Origin of the sequence: Desulfomonile tiedjei (genome assembly GCA_016212925.1) — a bacterium.
Classification (GTDB): domain Bacteria; phylum Desulfobacterota; class Desulfomonilia; order Desulfomonilales; family Desulfomonilaceae; genus JACRDF01.
Genome location: JACRDF010000040.1, coordinates 161,196 through 179,411, shown reverse-complemented (window position 1 = coordinate 179,411; position 18,216 = coordinate 161,196). Strand labels below are relative to the sequence as shown.

At 54.9% G+C, this 18,216-nt stretch carries 17 protein-coding genes; 4 read left to right on the top strand and 13 right to left on the bottom strand.

Going from position 1 to position 18,216, the window contains the following annotated elements; all coding sequences use genetic code 11:
- Window positions 1–307: 307 nt before the first annotated feature.
- From HY913_16895 to HY913_16875, 5 genes are all read right to left on the bottom strand, one after another.
- On the bottom strand, window positions 308–1,639 hold the full coding sequence (locus HY913_16895) for a zf-HC2 domain-containing protein (GenBank protein ID MBI4964954.1): 1,332 nt from the start codon (window positions 1,637–1,639) through the stop codon (window positions 308–310).
- A gap of 5 nt (window positions 1,640–1,644) precedes the next feature.
- Window positions 1,645–2,274, bottom strand: a complete 630-nt coding sequence (locus HY913_16890) for a sigma-70 family RNA polymerase sigma factor (GenBank protein ID MBI4964953.1) — start codon at window positions 2,272–2,274, stop codon at window positions 1,645–1,647.
- Between the two features lie 688 nt (window positions 2,275–2,962).
- Entirely contained in the window at window positions 2,963–3,886 is a 924-nt protein-coding gene (locus tag HY913_16885; protein MBI4964952.1) for a L,D-transpeptidase, read from the bottom strand.
- Window positions 3,887–4,028: 142 nt separating this feature from the next.
- Window positions 4,029–4,613, bottom strand: a complete 585-nt coding sequence (thpR, locus tag HY913_16880) for an RNA 2',3'-cyclic phosphodiesterase (protein ID MBI4964951.1) — start codon at window positions 4,611–4,613, stop codon at window positions 4,029–4,031.
- A 345-nt stretch (window positions 4,614–4,958) separates the two neighbouring features.
- Window positions 4,959–5,831: a M48 family metallopeptidase gene (locus tag HY913_16875; GenBank protein ID MBI4964950.1), complete on the bottom strand. Its 873-nt coding sequence runs from the start codon at window positions 5,829–5,831 to the stop codon at window positions 4,959–4,961.
- 54 nt (window positions 5,832–5,885) lie between these two features.
- On the opposite strand from HY913_16875, the gene HY913_16870 reads away from it, so the two are divergent.
- On the top strand, window positions 5,886–6,134 hold the full coding sequence (locus HY913_16870) for a hypothetical protein (protein MBI4964949.1): 249 nt from the start codon (window positions 5,886–5,888) through the stop codon (window positions 6,132–6,134).
- 318 nt (window positions 6,135–6,452) lie between these two features.
- Here HY913_16870 and HY913_16865 read toward each other — a convergent pair whose 3' ends face one another.
- The 7 genes from HY913_16865 to HY913_16835 form a co-directional block, all read right to left on the bottom strand.
- Complete coding sequence (locus HY913_16865; protein MBI4964948.1) at window positions 6,453–6,854, bottom strand: carboxymuconolactone decarboxylase family protein; 402 nt, start codon at window positions 6,852–6,854, stop codon at window positions 6,453–6,455.
- Between the two features lie 29 nt (window positions 6,855–6,883).
- A complete protein-coding gene (locus HY913_16860; protein MBI4964947.1) occupies window positions 6,884–7,408 on the bottom strand; it encodes a gamma carbonic anhydrase family protein in 525 nt (174 codons plus the stop codon).
- A gap of 29 nt (window positions 7,409–7,437) precedes the next feature.
- Complete coding sequence (locus HY913_16855) at window positions 7,438–8,367, bottom strand: MBL fold metallo-hydrolase (GenBank protein MBI4964946.1); 930 nt, start codon at window positions 8,365–8,367, stop codon at window positions 7,438–7,440.
- Between the two features lie 326 nt (window positions 8,368–8,693).
- A complete protein-coding gene (gene infA / locus HY913_16850; protein ID MBI4964945.1) occupies window positions 8,694–8,912 on the bottom strand; it encodes a translation initiation factor IF-1 in 219 nt (72 codons plus the stop codon).
- 142 nt (window positions 8,913–9,054) lie between these two features.
- The gene (gene kdsB, locus HY913_16845) at window positions 9,055–9,795 is read right to left on the bottom strand and encodes a 3-deoxy-manno-octulosonate cytidylyltransferase (GenBank protein MBI4964944.1); all 741 of its coding nucleotides are present in this window, start codon (window positions 9,793–9,795) and stop codon (window positions 9,055–9,057) included.
- A 28-nt stretch (window positions 9,796–9,823) separates the two neighbouring features.
- Window positions 9,824–11,029, bottom strand: coding sequence for a DegT/DnrJ/EryC1/StrS family aminotransferase (locus HY913_16840; GenBank protein ID MBI4964943.1), 1,206 nt, complete (start codon window positions 11,027–11,029; stop codon window positions 9,824–9,826).
- 74 nt (window positions 11,030–11,103) lie between these two features.
- On the bottom strand, window positions 11,104–12,267 hold the full coding sequence (locus tag HY913_16835; protein ID MBI4964942.1) for an iron-containing alcohol dehydrogenase: 1,164 nt from the start codon (window positions 12,265–12,267) through the stop codon (window positions 11,104–11,106).
- A 402-nt stretch (window positions 12,268–12,669) separates the two neighbouring features.
- Between HY913_16835 and ffh the strand changes: the two genes are divergently transcribed.
- Window positions 12,670–14,199 (top strand): signal recognition particle protein, encoded by a 1,530-nt coding sequence (ffh, locus tag HY913_16830; protein MBI4964941.1) that lies wholly within the window; start codon window positions 12,670–12,672, stop codon window positions 14,197–14,199.
- A gap of 71 nt (window positions 14,200–14,270) precedes the next feature.
- Complete coding sequence (locus tag HY913_16825; GenBank protein MBI4964940.1) at window positions 14,271–14,753, top strand: hypothetical protein; 483 nt, start codon at window positions 14,271–14,273, stop codon at window positions 14,751–14,753.
- A gap of 405 nt (window positions 14,754–15,158) precedes the next feature.
- Here the strand turns inward: HY913_16825 and HY913_16820 are convergent, their stop codons facing one another.
- Complete coding sequence (locus HY913_16820; GenBank protein ID MBI4964939.1) at window positions 15,159–16,964, bottom strand: phosphoenolpyruvate carboxykinase (GTP); 1,806 nt, start codon at window positions 16,962–16,964, stop codon at window positions 15,159–15,161.
- Between the two features lie 385 nt (window positions 16,965–17,349).
- On the opposite strand from HY913_16820, the gene HY913_16815 reads away from it, so the two are divergent.
- Complete coding sequence (locus HY913_16815) at window positions 17,350–18,144, top strand: hypothetical protein (protein ID MBI4964938.1); 795 nt, start codon at window positions 17,350–17,352, stop codon at window positions 18,142–18,144.
- Window positions 18,145–18,216 lie beyond the last annotated feature (72 nt).

Genomic DNA, 18,216 nt, shown 5'->3' with positions numbered 1-18,216 from the left:
GACAGTGGTGAGTGCGTCTGTGAAATCCCCCGAACGATTCTGTTTCCCGTAGGGCGGCCTATGGCCGCCATCTTCACTTTTAGGCCGATTCACCCTGTGGCGGGCACGGCCCCGCCCTACGTTCTGGCATTTTAAGCGTAGAGGATGGCTCTGGTGGGCGACACGTGAAATAATAACGAGTCCGTCCCGGGTAATCCCCCGACCGATGCTGCTTTCCGTAGGTCGGCCTATGGCCGCCATCTTCATTTCTAGGCCGATTCACTTCGTGGCGGGCATGGCCCGGCCCACATTCCTGAATCCATCCCGTTTAATGTCCTGATAGCAAAGAAGATACCATCGCGGTGATTTCCGCTTGCAGGTCTCCTGGGGCCACATCGGGCTTTGACAGTTCCTTCCCCGGTCTCAAGCCGCGCGGGTCGGATATCGTTCCTTCCAGGCTGTACAATGAACCGGCTTGGGTTATCTTTATGGTCACACGATGCGCTTCCTCGGCCGGAGCAAGCACGGCTGACCGCAACGTATCTGCCTGCTTCTCGGCAGGTTCCTCTTCCGTGCCAATCTGCGTACTGAAGTCATATTTGGCAGCTAATTCTAGGGAAGGAACAAATCGCAATCCCGCTGCCTCCGGACCTGCAGGCGCGACAATCCGTACCACGACTGTAGGCCGATGTTCACCGCGCGTTTCCTTTTCCTGCGCCAGGCCGGGCACCAGACCGTCCACCCGTGTCTTCGATAGTGGTTTCGCCGGGGGCAGGACTTTCTGCTCAAGCTCGGCATCAAGATAGCCCCGCGTGGCCCTTTCAGCATGGGGCGCCGCGTTTGGTTTAGAGGCAGGCGGGGCCACCGTAAAACTCTTTAGCTTCCGGAGTTCGCCCTTCTTGACCTCCGGCGGTCTCCTCGCAGGGGTGGGGACAGGAGCTGCCGGCGCTGCTGGTGCCGATTCTACCGCAGGTGGGGGGCTCTCTTCTGGGGCCCGCGGCTCAGCCGGCTTGAACTTGTAGCTTGGCGCGTCCGGCTGCTCATCAGCGGTCCGTTTTTCTTCGACTGCCTGCGGCGCCGGCGCTTTGTCTCGCAGGGAAACATCCCCCGATGGCGGAACACCCTTGAAAGTCGTCCAACTAGGAACCAAAACAGCAACCAACACCAAGACCGCGGCCACGGTACCCAAAGCGAGCATTGGAGCGTTGAAAGGCTTGCGGAACAATTCAAGGACCGAGGCAAGCCAGTTGCTTCGTTCAGCTCGCGAACCCGCGGCTTGCTGACGCGCCTTAAGGTGCTGCAACAGAGGCCCAGGCAAAGTTTGCCTTGGTGGTGAGTATTGCGGGCCAACGGCCACCATTTCGCGTAGGACCGCAACGGCCTCTTTGCACTCTTCGCAGGTTTGCAGATGCGCGGAGACGTGGCCACCAACATCTTCTGCGCCTGAGACGAAACGGAAGAGGTCTTCCTCATCCGGATGAAAGCACCAAGGATTAGCCCTCAGCACCCCATCCAGGTGCCGGAGGGATTCCAATTCGCGGGAACAGGCGCTGCAAACCACGAGATGTTGCTCCAGTTCCCGTCGGGTGTCGGGCGGCAGATCACCCTCGATATACGCGAACAACTCAGCGGGGTCCCATCCTTCGGGGCATTTTTCCATGGAATCTACCACCGGTCAGTCACTCCCTGCGATGAAAGCTGCGAATAGTTTCTGCCAAGAGACGCCAGACATCGCTGAAGACGCACACGTAGCGATGCCTCTTTGTCATTCAAAATCATCGCTATCTCCTTGTAGGAGAGGCCATGGTCATACCTCAACCCGAGGAGTTCTCTGCAACTTTCCCCAATAAGATTCAGAGCCAGCCTCAATAGATGCGTCTCTTCGGCCCTGATGTACAATGCCTCCTGATCCTGGCCGTCATCAGCCACCGAAACACATTGTCCGCGATCTGCCGAATCATGCGCGTCAACCTGTCTGTGGTGAGGATTCGTCCCCCCGCGTTTGGCGGCTGAGGCATGCCGGTAACGCGTAATTCCGACGCGGCGCGCTATTTCCAATATGTAAGCCTCCAAGGATCTCGAAGGATCGTATTTTCCCAACGCCTTGAAAAGATGCAAGAAAACATCCTGAACTGTGTCTTCCGTTTCGTTCGGTTTCGATCGGCTCATTCGCTTCACCGCGGCGGAAACCATACCGAAGTACCTGGCATAAAATTCTTCCCAGGCTTGCCTCTCTCCCTGATTGCAGCGCGCTACCAAGGATCTGATATCATCTCCCGGTTTCGGGGCAGGCACAGAGTTATCCTTTCGATTCAACGGAACTTTTTGCAATCAAAAAGCAGGCCGGACGCCTCCGGACTTCCCCATTTTAGCGCGCTTTCCACCAGTATGGTACTTCGCAAATGCAGATTATTTGTAACAGTCCATGGCCAACTTTCCTGAATTGAGGAGGGCGGCCTGAGTCATGTGACGTTAATTATTACAAGAAATAACAATATGATATTTTAATTTCTTAAAGTATTTTCTTGACTTTCCGGTTCGGTTCTCCTATATTCCCTACCTGTGAGGGCGTCATTGGCGAAAGCCCGATGCTCCCACGTTATGACCTCTACCCTGGATGGACACCCTCCCTCCCCCATAACCCCCCCATCCAGGGCTTCGAGGTCGTTTGAATCATCGGGTCTTTTTTCAGACCCAACGTAATGTCCTTGAGGCAGCGGTCTTTCAACAAGGCCGCTGCCTCCGCGTCCGGGTGCGGGAGAGACAATTCTCGCCACAGATCATGTTCACTCAGCACCGAGCGTTGTGGCAATTGCGTAGATTAGTGTCATATTGTGGGGGAGATTTCGTTATTCCGGCGAACATCGGAATCCAGGCCTCTTAATTCCGCGGGGCCTTTCGGATCCCTTCTTTTCACCTTCTATTTGGCGCTAGGTTGGGCTCTCGAACGGGTTTCCAGAGGAATGAGGTGGGCCGGTGTGGTTCATTGAAACGCGCCAAACAGGCTTTTCAATCCGTCATGTAGCCGAAGCAACCCTTGTTCCACAACGGACGCGACTGTCGTTTCGTCCTCGGTTCCAGGGTAGTTGCCGACTATCGAGACCTGCACCGGTTTGTTGAGCCAATGGTAGGAGCCTCTGTCGTTTTTCTTCAGGGGGCCTAATCCGACCGCTGCGGCCAACACGGACTTAAACTTGCATGGATCGGGCAGCCGGATGCATCCCGCAGAGACAGCGCCGTAGGTGTCAACTCGCATGCCTCTGTGGTTGGGCAAGGCCGTAGCCTCAAAGCCGTGCATGCCAAGCTCTTGAAATCTTTCGCACCGTCCGTCTTCATCGCAGGCAAGGATGGGAGCAAAGAAGCCTTTATAAAGCCCCGGAATCGGATCTGCATCGGCCGGGAAAAAAGCCACGTCGGGATAGCAGTATGCATGATTAATAATGAATTCGCCTTCAGGCGTGGGGGACTCGATGTCGCCCAAGGCCACAGGCGTACGATAAATCTCCTCAACCGCCCCGTCTCTCCGTATGCCCTCCAGGACCAGGTTGAAATCTGACCGGTTGATCACTATCCTCACACGGGCAAATCCATTTCCTCGATCACCGGAAAGAGAATCCTGGCTTAACTCTCGCCAATCCTTGTACAGGCCGGGCAGGCATGGATCGTCGGGAGCTTGCGGCTGAGCGGTCTTCTCAGGCCCCGGGAGAATAGGAACAACAGCTTGGGTGGCCTCGGGTTTGTCCTGTGGCACCTCCACATGCCCTACCCTCCCAAGGGCGTCTATGCTCATAACTTCTTGCGGTGGCGGCCACCACAAAATGTCCGTTTCCGCGCATGCCTGTCCGCATACCCAACCCGTCAGGAAAAGGGCCGCCAACAGCACAGAAATGAGCGAGTGAGCGATCATGGATTTTGCTCCGCGTGGAACCGGCGGTGCGTAAGAGCGCTATATCCTTCCGGACAGCGACTGTCAAGGGAGCCGGCCGGACAGGAACGCTCCGGAGCGCTTCGACGCAAACGGTGCGAGGTCTGGAGCGATCACATGGGGATTAATCCTCGGCAAACGGGAAGCGCACCAAGGGGTGATACTCGGCGCCGCTCGGCTTGAGAATGCTTTGAAAAAGCACCGCCTGAACAGCCGCGAAAGAAGGCCCCGCAGCGTCCATGTTTTGCCTGACCTCTTCCACGAGATCGGCCATCCGCTTGTTCGACCTTACCCTGCCAAGGGTAAGATGAGGAGTGAAAGGCCTTTTTTCAGGAGCGAATCCGAAGGGGACAAGCAGTTCCTCCACTCGCCGGGCTAATGGAACCAGCGCCCCTTCCGGATCGTGCAGGCCGGCCCATATCACCCGCGGTCTGCCAAGCCCGGGAAAGGCCCCGAGTTCGCCGGCCCGCAGGCTGACCCGCCTTTGCTCCATGAAGATAGGGCCCAGCTCCTTTTCGAGCACTGGAACAAGGTCAGTGGATATGTTCCCCAGGAACTTTAACGTCAGGTGCATTCCCTCCGGCCTGATCCACTTCACGTCAGCCGCGGTCTTCTTCAGATCCGTGACAATCGCTCGCAGAAAAGACTTAACCTCTTCGGGCAGTTCAATAGCGATGAACGCCCTTACCTCTCCGCTTGGAGCAGTCATCTTTGTCCCTCTATTCAAATAATGAGTGCAACCCTTCTATACCTATTGCCAAAAGTTTTCTCCGATTCGAGGCAGCCTGATGTCGTCATTCCGGCGGAAGCCGGAATCCAGTCTTTTCAATATGTTCTGGACCCCGGCTTTCGCCGGGGTGACGGAGCGTGAATAGGCCATTACTTTTGGCAATGATTATATGTCATTGTGAGATCATTTGTAGGCTAATGCAACAGCGCTCTCAGGGACATTGAAGTTCCTATGAAAACGCTCCGAAGAAGACCGGCAAGATGCCGGCGCTACGAGCGTTTTCATCCTTCGTTGTGGCGCTTTCCACCGTGAAAGTTGGCATTATCACAGAGCCTCTCCAAGTCCGCATTTCTGTCCTGCGCTCCTGTACAACTTCTCTGCCTCGGGTAACAATTCCTTCATTTTGCTTATCCGGTCCTCGTCCGCGGGGTGGGTGGAAAGCCAGACCGGAATCGGCGGCTTCTTGATTTTGGACATGCGCTCCCAGAGTCTGACAGCCTCGGACGGGTCGTATCCCGCACGAGCCATGTAGATGAGGCCTATGCGGTCGGCCTCAAACTCATGGACCCGGCTGTACGGGAGGATTACCCCCAAGGTCCCTCCCAAACCTAGAGCGCCCAGAGCGATCCGCGATTTGGTGTCCAAACTTCCGTCCTTGTTCTTGAGTATCTCCCCTCCAGCCGAGACCGCACCCCGCATAGCCAATTGTTGGCTCAACCGCTCCCCGCCGTGCCTGGCCACAGCGTGCGCCACTTCATGAGAGATCACTGCGGCCAGGCCTGCTTCATTCTTCAGGTAAGGCCGCAGACCGGTGAAAACCACTATCTTTCCGCCAGGCAGGCACACAGCGTTGGGCACGTCCTTGTCAATGACTCTGACCTTCCAATCGAATCGCGGGTGGTCCACCTTTTCAGCTGCCTGGCTTACGCGGTCGGTGACTCGGCGAACAATTTCATTGAATCCCTTGTCTTTTGATTCCGGCTCTTTGGAGGCCACTTCGTCGAAGGCCTTAATGGCAAGAGTATTCAGCTGGCTGTCGGAAACGACATTGAGCTGTTTCCGTCCGGTGTGAGGAACCGTGGCGCATCCGAAGGCAACCAGGCACATCAACAATGCCGGCAGCCTTCCGTGCTTGCGCTTCCGTCCGACGGAGCGCTCCGTCCTGTCGTATATAACTTGATTTATCAGGTAGTTCATGATAATTTTATGTTAGATACTTTAAAGCGTATACTGCATCTCTGGAGGTGCACATTGAAGTGCGACAAATGCGGTTTTGTAAGTTTCGATCACAATCTCGCTTGCCCGTCCTGCAACAAGGACCTTGGATCTTTGCGGCACAGGTTGGGAATTCATTACACGCCGCCTGAGACGACTTTCGATGAGTTCTTCGCGGGATCGTCAGGGGCCTATCAGACAGCGGCAGGCCCTCCCAAGGAACCTGAAGCGGAACTCGATTTCGATTCGGTGGACGATGAATTCGAGTTCACATTGGATGACTGACCTTCTGGCGTCCAAACCAAGCCCGTAAGGTCCGAACCCGCTTATCGGCTAAAAGACCGGTCCTCCGTGTCGACTCATTTGACCGAACCGAACCCGGCCGTATTGGAATGACCTGAAAGCGGTTCCCAATCGAACAACGAATAATCCGCCGGACCAAACAGGGACCTGAACTCTGCCAGGTCCGCGGCACGCCGAATCCGTTGCTGACTGATGCCGGGCGCCACTGGCACGGGAAGCAGGCCGGGTGTGATTCCGTGTCCAGGCTACTGGCGCTGTTTTAAAGGGAATAGGTATGAATTCAGCCCGGCGTCGGCTTGCTCATTCCTCTTGCGTTTCCAGCGGCCACTGTCCCTTTTCCTGGAGGACTTCCCGCAGCACCTTCAATCCCTGATTGACAATAGGCATTCCACCATAGATTCCGCATTGGAAAATCACTTCCGCGATTTCACGGGGAGCACACCCCACATTGAGCGCCGCGTAAATATGCAGTTTCAACTCCTCGGTCCTCTCCAGGACCGTTAGAGCAGCTACTGTGATAAGCTGACGCGTGGGATGAGGAATGCGTTCTCGGGCATACATCTGCCCGGTTATAAAGATCGACAGGTCCTTTGCCAATTCCTTGTCAAACGCGCGCCACAGATCAAACGGTCGCTCATCTCGATATCCTTCGAAATAGAGCCTGGCCGTCTCACTCGTCTTTTCCTTCAAGTCTTTCCCCATGATCGCCTCTCAAGATTAGTGGTCATTTCTCATCCGATTTGTTCCATCGGTTCCAGCAAGTACTTCTTTGCCAGGTCAATATAAAGCTGTTTGCCCCAAGCCCAGAATGCTTCATCCTTAGCCGTTAACTCTCGGATGATCTTCGCGGGATTACCGGCTGCTACCACCCCTGATGGAATTATCTGTCCCAGAGTCACCACGCTTCCTTCCGCTACGATCGAGCGTTCTCCAATTTTGGACCGTATGCTGAGGACGGCTCCCATGCCAATGACGGAATGGTCTCCTATATCTGTTCCGTGCACTATGGCGCCGTGGCCTATGGTGACCTGGTTTCCTATTCGGCCGGTGCTTTGGGGGAAAGCGTGAACGATGACTCCCTCTTCCACCGCTGTTCCATCACCGATCTCAATTCTGCCGTAGTCGCCCCTCAGAATTGCACCATGTCCGATATAGCAGTCGTTGCCGATAAGCACATCACCGATTACTTGTGCGAGTTCGCTTATGTAAGTGCCTGTACCGTGAACAGGCTGCTTGCCGTCAAATCTATAGATCATGGTAACCTCGTTGCTAACAGGGCTCGCTCCTAGTCCTTGTAAAAGCCTCTCTTATAACTGTCATAGGCTACAATGACCGGACCTGGAATTCCATGGTCCAGGCAAATCCTGTCAATGACATCCTGCCATTCAGCCTGACAGCAAGGTATGGGATAAGGAATATCGGAACCGGGCTGTTTCAGTGGGGAGAGCGGCGCAGCCTTCTTGACGGTGTCGTTGCTCGCATCGCCTGAGACCTGATCTCCACCCGAAATGTGAACCAGAAAAGTTGCCTTTTTCGGTTTCCATCTTCTTATGTAGTCCATGGCCTTTTGGAAACTCATGTGGTACGGACGATTGTTCACCGGTTCGTTAAGCCAGTGGGACTGTATCACCAGCACGTCAGGTTCCGACACAATGCCCGGCTCGCCGTCAAGATGCATGAAATCCGATGTGTACACGAGCTTGAAATAGTCGTTCCCTGTCGGATCTTCCAGTACATAGCCGACTGAACCTGCCGCGGTCGGCCCGTGAAACGTCTTAAACGGAGTCACCCGGGTCCTGATGCCCTCCAAAGGTTTGCCCGGCTCAGCAACACGCTTCTCTATGAGAGATCCCAGCAAATAACCGAATCGGATTTCCACCGCCTTCCAGGTTTGCTCGGTGGCATAAACAGGTATCGCTTTCCAGGCCTCTCTCGGGATGGAGCGCCGGAAAGCCAACAAGTCATCCATCCCCAGGAAGTGGTCCCCGTGTTCATGAGTAATTAGTATCAGGTCGGGCTTCTGCAGGTTACAGTTCCACATCTGAGATCGCAGATCCGGCCCGCAGTCAACAAGGATGGTTTCAATCCCTTTAGTGACAAACGATGTTCGAGTGCGCGTCTCGCCACGTTCCAACATCTTTTTGCACGTTACGCATGAACATGAGTACTCGGGCAATCCCCATGCGCTGCCGGTCCCGAGGAAAACTATTTCCATCAGCCTCTCCCCTCGTGAATATGCGTTGGCCCCGCTCCCTCGAAGTGGAAATTTCTGCGACATCCGCAGCGAGACAAGCCTGTCGAGGAACCACTCTTCAGAACCATTCTATCGGTCGCCACAGTCACATATGGCCGAACCATTGTAGCCCAACAGGGCCTCTAACGGTTTGAAAAAAGAGCCTGCTATAGTGGGATGTGATTACGACTGCCAAAGGCGGGACGTTGAAGGAATAAGTAACCGGATTCAGCTTAGGTTTGGTTCACTTCTCTCGGAAAATCCAGCGGCCGACAAATTGCCCAAGTCCTTTACAAACTTCCGGAATGTCACTTGCCTCGATAAACAATCAAACCGTGGGTCAGATCATATGGGGACAATGCTACCGTGACTCGATCGCCTAGCAGGACTTTTATTCTGAATCGCGACATCCGCCCGGACAGTTTAGTTCTTATACTCCTGCCATCTTCGGTTTCAACCTGGTACATGCCCCCTGAATGAACCTTTACCACGGTTCCTTCAACTTTAACGTTGTCTTCTCTACTCACGCGTTTTCACCTTCCTAACAAACGGCCTCAAACGGCCCTTTATCGTTTCCTCTCCTTTAATCTTAGTCTGATACGCGACCGATGCTGCCAGCATACCATAATTAGCGGCTCTCGGGTGCATATCACTCATCTTTCATCTTTGTCAAATCATCTTTCGATAAGTTTCCCTGACACGTTCCAAATCCTCGGGGGTGTCCACTTCGATGGAATCCTTGTCGGTAAGGACCACTTTGATTCGGAACCCATTCTCAAGGGCGCGCAGCTGCTCGAGACCCTCGGCCCGCTCCAGGCTCCCCTGAGGAAGACGCAAGAATGTCTGAAGGAAATCATTACGATAGGCATATATGCCATGATGTTTGAAGTAGATGGGGGTAGTCCCCCTGTCTCTGAAAAACGGGATGGTAGACCTTGAGAAATACAGTGCGAATCCCTCTCGGTCCATCACGGTCTTGACGGCATTGGGATGGGTGATCTCTTCATCCCTCACGATTCTGTAAATGAGTGTACTCATAGGAATAGTTTCGTCATCCAGCAGCGGTTGGACAACCTCGTCAACCATAACAGGGTCGAAAAGGGGCTGATCTCCCTGAACGTTGACCGCTATATCGTCTTTTCCAAGGCCGATTGCCCCGGCGGCTTCTGCGATCCGGTCGGTTCCGGAACGGTGGTCCCTCGATGTCAGCAGCGCTTTGCCTCCGTGATGCCGGACGGCTTCCATAATCTCGTCGGAATCTGTTGCCACGTACACGTCTTCGAGCAATCCGGACTTTAGCGCTCTTTCCATCACGCGCACTATCATTGGTTTGCCAAGAATGTCCGCCAGCGGTTTTCCATGAAATCGCGTGGATTCCGCACGGGCAGGTATGAATCCGACTGCTTTCACGCTGCTTCCCAAGCTTGGCGGGCCATGTTCACAGGACTTCTTCTGCCGTAGCCTGGAGTTCTACGACGGTACGCCGTATCGTATCCTCGTCCATTTGCAGAAACACAGGGATGACGACTAGTTTTTCCACTATCGCTGCGCTCTTGGGGAGCATATCCTTGGCATACTTGAAATCCCCGCCGTACGGGGGGCCTGCAAATGGAAAAGGACCGGGCCAGACCGTCTTTCTCTCTAGAATATGCTCCCAGTTAGGGAGCCAATGCCAAAAGTTGTTCTTGAAATAGATGGCTGAAAAACCTTTTTCCGTAAACCTCTTGTGAAACGCCACGGCCTTCTCGGCATCAGGCAAGAAGAAACAGACATGGCTACAACTGTCCTTGCCGTTTTCGGGCAGAGCCCTCATGGTGACGCTTTCGATGCTTTCGAGGGCCTCCCGGATCAGGGCAGAATTCTGTTGCTGGCGCTGGATAATGTCATCGAGTTTGCTTAGTTGCGCCAAACCAATGGCCCCCTGCAACTCGTTCATCCTGTAGTTGAACCCTAGAAAGTTCCGACCCTCCAAGGCTCTCCCCACTTCGGGGTTATGGTCGTGGCCGTGATCAGCGTATTCCGAGGCTCTCACATAGAGTTCCCTGTCGTTCGTGATCACCATGCCACCTTCTCCGGTGGTCATGGTCTTGTAAAAATCGAACGAAAAGGTCCCCATGTCACCCCAGGTTCCGAGTTTCTTGCCTCCTACGGCCGCTCCGATTGCTTGAGCATTGTCCTCGATCACTTTGATTTCATGCTTGCGAGCTATTTCAATTATTTGCTGGATGCGAGCAGGCGAACCGAGCATGTGGACAGGGATGACAGCCTTAGTCTTCGGCGTAATCTTCCTTTCGAGGTCCTCCGGGTCCATGTTGAGGGTGTCGTCTATCTCCGCAGGCACCGGGACCGCTCCCGCTTCAATAATGGCTTCGAAGGTGGCGATGAAGGTGAATCCCTGAGTGATTACTTCATCACCCGGCCCGACTCCCAGAGCCGCCAGAGCCACCTTGAGAGCGGTACTCCCCGATGTGACGGCATGGGAGTAAACCGCCCCCGTATATTGAGCGAACTGCTCCTCGAATTCTTTTACCTTGTAAATGCCTTTGCGTTCGCTCTTGAATTCGTATCGAAAGAAGATTCCTGTTTCCAGGACTTCGTTAATCTGTTCCTTTTCTGTTTCCCCTATCCATTCGTATCCAGGCATAAGGCCCTCCTGAGCCGCCAAGCGATCGGGAATATCTTAAGACATTCAAGTTTTCCGGGAAATGTTTCAGGACCTTACTCGAAGGCTCGCTCGTATATCCCCTGAGCAGCCTCTGCGCTGAGGGTCCTTGGATTGTTTTCTACAGGGCGTGTCACTTTCATGGCACTTTCCACGAGCGCGGGGATGTCTGATTTTGGAACACCAACCTCTGAAAGCACCGCGGGAATTCCGATGTCGGCACAAAGCGTTTTTACTGCTTCCACCGCGGCCGCTGCCGCACGCCTGGGTGGAAGTCCCTCCACGGGCTCTCCCAGGCTGCGGGCTATAAGTGACAAATGGCGCTCCGCGGCAGGAAGATTGAATTTCATGACGTGAGGAATCAGAATCGCATTGGCCAGGCCGTGGGGTATCCTGTAGAAGCCGCCGAGGGGGTAAGCGAGCGCATGAGCAGCACCTACACCGGCATCCGCCAGAGCCAGGCCTCCCAAAAGGCTTCCAAGAAGCATCTGCTCCCTGGCCTCGATGTCGTCTCCGTGAAACACCGCACGACGAAGGTTGGCTCCTATCAGTCTGATGGCTTCCAAAGCCAGAGCCTCGGTGAAGACGGTAGACGATCTGCTCGTCACCGATTCCACTGCATGAGTCAGGGCATCCATTCCCGTGGCCGCGGTAACATCGGGCGGAACGGACCTGGTCAGCTCGGGATCAAGAAGCGCCACGTCCGGAAAAAGATGCGGGCTGTTGATCCCTCCCTTGGCCTTGGTCTGCCTGTTGGTGAACACCGCTGTGAACGTGACCTCCGCTCCTGTTCCGGCTGTGGTCGGAATCATTATGGTCTTTGTGCCGGGGGCGTTAACACGATTCAGGCCGATAAAGTCTTCGGCGACCCCGCCGTTGGTTATCAATATGGAAGCGGCCTTGGCGGTATCCATAGCCGACCCGCCGCCCATTCCGACCACCAGGTCTGCTTGCGCCCCTTTCCCGAGCCCGGCAGCCTCGTCAGCGTTGTCCAGATAGGGTTCAGGTTCAACCTTCCGGAAAGTCTCCCCTTCCAGACCCGCGGCCTTCAGACTCTTCACGGCCTCATCCAACAGCCCGTTGGTTGCCAGAGCCGGATCTCCAACGAGAAGGAATCGTCCGACGCCCAGTTCTCGGGCCAACTCTCCCAAGGTCGAGATTCCGCCTAGCCCAAAAAACACCTTCGTCTTGATGTGAAAAGTTCCCAGCTTATCTGTCATGAAATCCTCGGGAATTCGAGAGATAAACGGCGAAAACGTTGAAGTTATAACAGAAAACCCTGGGGCGGGCAAGAGTAAGCATTCATTTACGGCAATCATTCATGCAGGGGCGCTCTAGCGTAACTGTTCAGTCTTGGTCAGTGCGAGCGCAGCGAAGCCATCGCCATTGGTGGGACAGGCTTCCAGCCTGTCAATTTGAATGACCGGCAGGATGCCGGTCCTACCGGGAATGAGATCGCTTTCCCGCGAACCGCGGGACTTCACTCCTCCCAATGACAGAGAACCGACAATTCGCAGCGTAAGTGAAGGGCCACCCTCAAGCAAACAAAGCCCTTACGTTTCACCCTTTAATGTGGTATAGAAAAGAGTTTCAGGACAATTCAGGCCCAGGAGGCTTCACCAGTGCTAGAGATTTTGACCAAAGGATTTCGCGACGCCCGACAATACCTTCAGGGAATGCGCACCCTTACCGAGGAAAACCTCGGTGAAGCCCTGAGAATAGTCCGAATCTCTCTTTTGGAAGCGGACGTAGAATTCGAGGTGGCACGATCCTTTCTGGAAACGGTCAAAGAGCAAGCCCTTGGCGAAATAATCCAAGTAAGAATCAAGCACAGGGACAGAAAGCTCACGATCGCTCCCGGCGATCACTTCATCAGGCTCTGCCACGATGAGCTGGTAAGCCTTATGGGACCTGCCGACTCTGCTCTCGAGCTGAAACCAAAGGCCCTAAGTTCCATCATGATGGTCGGGCTCCAGGGCTCCGGCAAAACTACCACAGCCGCCAAGCTGGCTCGGTTCCTCGAAAAACAAGGTAAGAAGCCCATGCTCGTCGCCGCGGACGTATACCGTCCCGCGGCTGTCGAGCAGTTGCGCAAGTTGGGAGCGGACCTCAATATTCCGGTGTTTTCGGATGGCGGAGGCAGTCCTCCGGAAATCTGCGCCGGAGCCGTAAAAGAGGCACTTGAAACAGGCCGTGATGTTACCATCTTCGACACGGCCGGGCGCCTCACTATAGATGAACCGCTCATGGAGGAATTGCACCGGATACGGGAACTCACTTCCCCACAACACGTGCTCCTCGTCTGTGACGCGATGATAGGCCAGGAATCGGTCAACATCGCGAAAGCTTTCAACGAGCGAATACCTCTCACGGGTTTCATTCTCACCAAGCTGGACGGCGATGCACGTGGCGGCGCGGCTATTTCGATCAAGCAGGCTACCGGGGTCCCTATCAAGTTCGTGGGTATGGGTGAAGGGCTCGACCGTTTGGAGGAGTTCCGCCCGGACGGCTTGGCCTCCCGTATCCTCGGATTCGGCGATGTGGTCGGCCTGGTAAAGGACTTTGAAGAAGTCGTCGATGAGAAAAAAGCCGAAGAAGATGCGATGCGCATGCTTCAAGGCGACTTCAGCCTCGACGATTTCCTGAAACAGATCCGCACCATAAAGAAGATGGGACCGCTTCAAGACATTGTCGAAAAACTCCCGTTTTTCCCGGGCGGGCTTCCCAATTCAGCCCAAGTGGACGACTACGAATTGGTTCGGACCGAATCCATAATCAACTCCATGACAAAGGCGGAACGACGCCGGCCCGACATTATAGATGACAGTCGGATGCAGCGCATAGCGACGGGATCCGGACGTAAGCCTGGAGAAATAAAGGAACTGCTTGGCAAGTTCAAGGCCATGCGGGACCTGATGACGGCCATGGGTGGAGGCAAGCTCCGCGGCCCTTGGAAGAGACTGAAAGGGCTGAAGAAAATGTTCGGGGGTGGCTTGGGAGGGCTGACCGGCGAGGATGGACCGGGACTGGCCAACCCCTTCGGCCTGCCTGAAGTGAAAAAGGGGAAAATGGTCTCGAAAAAGGCTTTGGAGAAAAAAAGAAAGAAGGGCAAAGACGCTCGACAAGCGAGAAAGAAAGCCAAGAAACGATAACTGCTTCTAATTACCTAATTTGATGAGGGAACCGGTTCCCGGTAACGCCCTTAATCACAATGGAGGACACAATGATTCTGAAGCTTTTGGGAATGATTCTTCTGGGTATCCTGAGTGGGGCATTAAGCTATTACGGAAAGAATTACTATGTTGGAGTGTTCAACGATATTTTGGGCAGGGACGAGCATGAGACTCCGGCTGCAAGAGTGGGCCGAGGTTTCCTGTACGGTTTCCTTTTCCCGGTCTACTTCTCGCTTATCCTCGCAGGCCTGGTGGCCCTGATCATGTTCTTGATCGCGGCCGGTATCATCGCGGCCATAGTTTTCGTTCTGGTCTGGGTTACCGAAAAGCTTCTGCCTCACGAGTGGTTCGGGAATATACTGATAGGCCTGTTTGACAAATTGGGCCTCAAAGGCGCGCCAACTCCTCCGCAACCGGTCACGGAGATAACCCCGCCTGTCCAGGCTTCACCCGGCCCTTTAGAAACGGCATCCCCTTCGACCGGCTCTGAAGCTCCGGGCGAGACGAAGCAGGAGACTGAGAAAAAGGACTGACCACAGGTTCCGGCAACATCACGGGAACTCTCTATACGCGTCAAAATTATGCAGAGAAACTCATTATTGTGATTGCCCTGACACCAGGAATGGCAGCAGCGCTGAGGCGGACAGTCCATCGGTAGGGACAGGCGTCCCTGCCGGTCCTCTTTTGGCTATCCGATTCGGACGCGAACTTGTGCCGAAGTCAAACCGTCGTCTCAATAATATCGCTAACGAAGGCGGGAATCTTAAGGAAAGGGAACAGCATTGGGGTTCTCGCTGCTGAGTGAGCCTGCAATTGGGCCGGCAGGGACGCCGGCCCCTACTGTAGGGAAGCGCGAGCATGCCCTTATTCTAGAGTTGCTGCGGGAACCCGTCCGGTCAAAAGGGTCTCCCCCGCAAACCTCTCTCAAAGAACCCTAACTATTGGCCACTGGTCTTGGCCTTCAGCAATCTTTCTTCGAGCTTTGCCAGTTCGTCTCTCAATCCTTGGGGCAATCGGTCGCCGAATTTGGCGTAGTGCTCCTTGATTGAAGGGATTTCCGCCAACCAGCCCTCAACGTCCACGTTCAGCAACTCCTCCAAGGCTTCCTGAGACAAATTCAAATCATCGAGGTCCAAAGTGCCGGGGGCAGGTAAACGCCCGATAGGGGTGTCGATGGATTTGTCACCGCCATTCACGCGCTCGAAGATCCACTCCAGCACGCGGCTGTTCTCACCATATCCCGGCCAGAGAAATTCTCCCTTCGCGTTCTGGCGGAACCAGTTCACGTAGTATATTCTCGGCAGCTTGTTAGGATCGGCTCCAGCGCCTATTCTCAGCCAATGGGCAAAATAGTCTCCCATGTGGTAACCGCAAAACGGGAGCATCGCCATAGGATCGCGACGAAGCTGACCCACCTTCCCCGCGGCCGCTGCCGTAGTCTCGCTACTGATGATGGAACCCAAGAAGGTCCCATGTCGCCAGTCGAAGGCTTCCGTTACCAGAGGCACTACGGTTGCCCGACGGCCCCCGAAAAGGATAGCGTCTATCGGAACACCGTTGGGCTCTTCCCACTCCGGTGCGATGACAGGGCACTGCCTCGCGGGTGTGGTGAAACGCGCATTGGGATGCGCGGCCTTTCTGCCGCAGCCCGGGGTCCAGTGGCGTCGGAGCCAGTCAGTAAGCTCCGGCGGCTCTTTTTCGGTAAGCCCCTCCCACCAAACATCGCCCTCGGGGGTAATCGCGCAATTCGTGAAGATGGAGTTCTTCGACGCAGTGAGCACCGCGTTCGCGTTGGTCTTCATGCTTGTTCCGGGAGCTACACCGAAGAAACCCGCCTCGGGGTTGATCGCGTACAGCCTGCCATCCTCTCCGAATTTCAGCCACGCGATGTCGTCGCCTATGGGCTCGACTCTCCATCCCGGTATGGTTGGGATGAGCATGGCCAGGTTGGTCTTGCCGCAGGCGGACGGAAACGCGCCCGTTATATATCTTGACACTCCTTCCGGGTTGGTCAGCTTGAGAATAAGCATATGTTCGGCCATCCAGCCCTCGTCGCGAGCCTGAACCGATGCGATGCGCAGAGCGTGACATTTCTTTCCCAGAAGAGCATTTCCACCATATCCGGACCCGTAAGACCAGATCTCGTGCGTGTCGGGGAAATGGCAAATATACTTGTGATCCGGGTTGCACGGCCAAGGGGAATCCGGCCCCCCGTCGGCCATGGGCGCGCCAACGGAGTGCAATCCCAGCACGAACTCGCCTTCAGATCCCAGCACGTCGAGAACTTCTTGCCCCATACGGGTCATGATAAACATGTTGGCCACGACATATGGCGAATCGGTCAGTTCGACTCCTATTTTCGCTATGTGTGAGCCCGTAGGACCCATGCTGTATGGGATGACATACATAGTCCGGCCTTTCATGGAGCCGGAAAAAAGACCTGTGAGCTTGGCCTTCATTTCCGCCGGGTCGGCCCAATTGTTGGTCGGCCCCGCGTCTTCCTGGCGCTTGCAGCAGATGAAGGTCCGGTCTTCCACGCGAGCCACGTCTGCAGGATCCGATCGGATGTAGAGGCTGTTGGGCCGCCGGGAGTCATCCATTGGGATCGCCGTGCCCGCATGAATCATCAGCCGGAGCATCAGCTGGTTTTCTTCCTCTGAACCATCGCACCAGTGAACCTGGTCCGGCTGGCACATTCTCGCCATTTGTTCAACCACCTGTGCAAGCTTCTTGTGATTGACCATCATCACTCCTTTTGAGTGCGCGGCTGGAGGGTAGACGCGCAGTTTGTCATGTATTCTCGAAGCATTACTGCAACCGTCGCCAATTCGAGCAATTCCCGTCGCATGTGTACGAGTGTGAGGGATACCCCCTGCCCTCTTGTTGTCCCGGAGAGGAGACGAAGGAGTATTCTATTCTTTACTGTAGCTCAAGCGCAATGGTTTTTCGGTGGGTTACGCGGAATTAAAGCCATGTTGCGTTTTTCTCGCAAAGCGGATACGAATTGAATGGCCACTGGCGGTCGAGACCGGCGGAAGCCTTCTCACGGGAAACCCTTTGTGGCAAGAGGCTGGTTTGTATACGTTGTCACCGACCAATTTGCCCTGCACGCGGACTAGGCGCCGGTTCTTGGAAAGACCGCGCTTTATAAATATTTTTCTCATGATCCTGTGCTCGCTGTCCCTGTGCGGATGTGTCTCAATTCTAGCCGACCGTAAAGTTGCCGTTTCTTCCGAAAAAAAGACAGGCGCAACCGCCGGCCTCGTCAAACCTCGATTGGCTGCGGCAGAGGATACGAGCACTGCGAAGACCTCCGGGAACCCCGACAAGGGCAAGCTTGAAGAGAAGAAGGCTGCACCCGGTGGGGACCCATTAGGCGAAAAGGTGGCTTCCGCAGTAAGAAACCCTGGCCCTCTCGGCAAGCGCGATGAGGCAAAGGACCTTCCCGCTGAAAAAAAGTCAAACGCGCTCATCAAGCCTGTCCGGCAGGTCTCGGATGAGACCCTGCCGGATAAAAGGGTGGTTGTCGAGTCAGAGCCGAGTCCCAAACCTGACCGGGGAAAGCAGGCCCCTGTCAGATCCGACGACAAGAACAAGGAGAGCGACGACGTCGCCTTCAAGAAACACGATCACGCCAAATATATCTCTACCATACGCGGCAAGGCCATAGATCAGCTCAACAGGGAGAAGGCCGTTACTCTGGCCAGGGTTTGCAGAGACACCACCACCGAGGAGTGGTCCCTAGTCATCTATCGAAAGCGTGATAAAACCTACTCCTTTGTCAGTTATGTATGGGATGAAATAGACGGGAAATGGGAAGAAGCCCTTCCTTCGGGTCCGCGACCCATTTCCGGCTGGAAGCACCATTTGGACTTTTCCTCCGCGGGCAAGGAATGCCAAGTGCTGAAGGGAACGTTACCGTGAGAGGCCATACGATCGCGGAACTGCGAGGATGGTGTCCCCATTATTCCCGGAGACCCTGGGCCGATGCGTCAG